This is a genomic window from Pseudomonas sp. FIP_A4 (assembly GCF_036701605.1).
Classification (GTDB): domain Bacteria; phylum Pseudomonadota; class Gammaproteobacteria; order Pseudomonadales; family Pseudomonadaceae; genus Stutzerimonas; species Stutzerimonas phenolilytica.
On sequence record NZ_JAYDXP010000006.1, the window covers coordinates 1 to 459 of the forward strand.

At 65.6% G+C, this 459-nt stretch carries 2 pseudogenes; both read left to right on the plus strand.

The window, feature by feature from the left end:
• A pseudogene (locus tag U8L64_RS20090) lies at positions 1 to 63 on the plus strand (hypothetical protein); the annotation flags it as partial.
• Positions 57 to 182 (plus strand): annotated as a pseudogene (gene livG / locus U8L64_RS00030) (high-affinity branched-chain amino acid ABC transporter ATP-binding protein LivG); the annotation flags it as partial. The pseudogenes U8L64_RS20090 and livG, both read left to right, overlap by 7 nt.
• Positions 183 to 459: the final 277 nt, after the last annotated feature.

The window sequence follows — 459 nt, forward strand, 5'->3', positions numbered from 1 at the left end:
GCCACCGAACCGGCGCGTCAGGCGTTGTCGGCGATCTACCGCAGCGGGCAGCGCTACGGCGTCGCTTGGAGATTGCCCGCTGCATGATGACGCGCCCGCGCATCCTCATGCTCGACGAGCCGGCGGCCGGCCTGAACCCGAAGGAAACCGAGGATCTCACTGCTCGACCAGGCCGCCTACGACCGCCTGCTCAACGCCAGCGACGATGTCTGAGGAGGCCCGATGAACAAGCCCTTCCCCCGCCACACCGCCAACCAAATCGTTGTCCGTCACAACCGCCCGCGAGTTGGACTGCGGAGCCCGGATCAACACCCCCTACCCCCTCGACACCGCCAACGAATTCGTTGGCCGTCACATCGGCCCGTGCGGACGTACAGTGCTTCGAAATGGAGGCGCTGATGCCAAGCAAGGCTGCGGTGGCCGCTGTGCTCGGGTATCTGTTTCAGCGTTTCGAAGCGC